Consider the following 1,950-nt stretch of genomic DNA (forward strand, 5'->3'; position numbering starts at 1 on the left):
CTTATTTGAGTGCGTCTATTTTTAGATATATTTTAACTATAGTTGAAATATATAAAATTATTTTAAAAAATATAGAAAAGGAGCTATCGCTAGCGGATTTTTTTATCCGCTAATGCGACAGCCCCTTTTACTATTTCTTTTACTATATAAATCTTTCAAATATAATATTTTTATTTATACTAATTTTATTTTTATCTATAATTACCTTGTAGATTTTGGGGCAAAATTCTTCTCTCCATTTTTTCATATATGAAGCATTAGCTTTATAACTATAATAGTATTTATCATCATATTCATCTGAAAATTCAAGAAATTCACTTATACTATTTTCGTCAAAATAAATATACTTTTTATGAAAATTATTAATTATAGGCAATAAAAATTTCATTGGTATATTATAAGGATACTTTCTATTACTTTTAATTATTTTACTTTCAAATAAACATCGTTTAATAATCAAATTTTCCTTATGGATTTTATCTATATTAGCTCTAAATATTAAAACTCCCTTTTTATTTACTTCTAATAATATGTTAATCATAATATCTCGTAACTCCTATTATCCTTTACCTAAAAAGCTGGTAGCTTAACTCATTTGTGTTTTTAAAAACCATATAATTATTATTCTTCAAAAAAGTATTGATATAGTTTTTTGTATGCCGCCTCACCACACATTTTTTGAGCTAAATATAAATACCCTTTTATGGTACCATTGAATCCATTTAATATAAATACTCTTCCATTATCAATTATATTACTTTGACTGATATATACATCTGTTAATAAATCTATATATTCTTCATGTTTCATATATTTATGTGGTATTTTAATTTTTAATCCCTTTAATACTCCTGACTTAAGTAATGGTAATATTCCCTCTCCAATAGCTATTACTAGTTCACAGTTTTTAAAAGACTTTTTTACAAATTCTAAAAATTCTTTATCTAAAGCTATATTATTACCTAATTTAGTTTCTGGAAAAATTATAATATCATATTTAATCTCATCTTTAAAACTTTTATCCACATTAAATTTTATATTAGAAAATAAAAAAGCTTCTTCTCTTTTATTACTTATTATTTCAACTTCAAATAAGTCCTGACCTAATATTTTATTTAACATATCAAATATACTTAATGCTAAATTAACATTTAAACAGTCAATACCATCATAGGCAACTAATGCTATTTTTCTTTGACTTAATGATATATTATCAAAAAATTCATCCCTACATAATCTATAAGTTGCAACCTTTTTTTTATCTGTAAAAATATTTTTAAATCCTAAACTTTCTAAAGCTTTTTTAGCTATATTATTATTTACAGTATCAACTATATATGATCCCATAAATTCACAAAAAAAGTATTCTAAAAGTAATTTTGTTGCCTCCCTACCATATCCTAAACCTCTATACATATTTTGAATTCTTACATTTAATCTTGCAGTTTTAGTAGCTGAATCATACCCATGAAAACTAACTTCTCCAACAGGAACATTATCATAGTTATAAACTAAACAATAAAAATTTTTACCATCAGTAGGATTAACCATCTTATTATAAAATTTATCCCAATCTTCCTTTGGAAAACTTATAACTCTTCCTACATCTTCCATACTATCAAAATCACTCCATAACTTTTGAGTATATTCTAACTCATGAAATTCTGGATTTTTTATATAAACTTTTTTTCCTTCTCTTCTATATTTGACCTTACTTTCTTTCATATTATCCCACCAATCTAAAGCATTAAGCTTGGTAATAACTTATTGTAATTGTATCATAAATTGCCACTTTTTGTGAATCAAATTATTAAATATAAATTCAATATAATTTTCTTAAAACTAGTTTAGTTATACTAAATAAAAATATAATATTTTCTAAACCTTAAACTTTCAAAAATTGCCTTTATGTTACTTATATTCAATATTTAAAGTAAATATATTTTTTTT

General features: G+C 22.7%; 2 protein-coding genes. Both read right to left on the reverse strand.

Features of this window, described 5'->3' with window-relative positions; translation table 11 throughout:
* Positions 1 to 142: 142 nt before the first annotated feature.
* A complete protein-coding gene (locus tag GBZ86_RS15425; protein ID WP_152892133.1) occupies positions 143 to 541 on the reverse strand; it encodes a hypothetical protein in 399 nt (132 codons plus the stop codon).
* Between the two features lie 80 nt (positions 542 to 621).
* Positions 622 to 1,725: a GNAT family N-acetyltransferase gene (locus GBZ86_RS15430; protein WP_152892135.1), complete on the reverse strand. Its 1,104-nt coding sequence runs from the start codon at positions 1,723 to 1,725 to the stop codon at positions 622 to 624.
* Positions 1,726 to 1,950: the final 225 nt, after the last annotated feature.

Origin of the sequence: Clostridium tarantellae (assembly GCF_009295725.1) — a bacterium.
Taxonomy (GTDB): Bacteria; Bacillota; Clostridia; order Clostridiales; family Clostridiaceae; genus Sarcina; species Sarcina tarantellae.